The sequence below is a fragment of the Paraburkholderia sp. JHI869 genome, assembly GCF_038900775.1.
GTDB lineage: Bacteria > Pseudomonadota > Gammaproteobacteria > Burkholderiales > Burkholderiaceae > Paraburkholderia.
On record NZ_JAYMSC010000125.1, the window covers coordinates 1 to 256 of the forward strand.

Genomic DNA, 256 nt, shown 5'->3' on the forward strand with positions numbered 1-256 from the left:
TGTGGCTGGTCGTCCTCTCAGACCAGCTACGGATCGTCGCCTTGGTAGGCCTTTACCCCACCAACTAGCTAATCCGCCATCGGCCACCCCAATAGCGCGAGGCCCGAAGGTCCCCCGCTTTCATCCATGGATCGTATGCGGTATTAATCCGGCTTTCGCCGGGCTATCCCCCACTACTGGACATGTTCCGATGTATTACTCACCCGTTCGCCACTCGCCACCAGGTGCAAGCACCCGTGCTGCCGTTCGACTTGCA

The 256-nt window shown here is 59.4% G+C and carries 1 rRNA gene; it reads right to left on the reverse strand.

Annotation, left to right across the window (positions count from 1 at the left end):
- Window positions 1-256 (reverse strand): 16S ribosomal RNA (locus VSR72_RS44165); the annotation flags it as partial.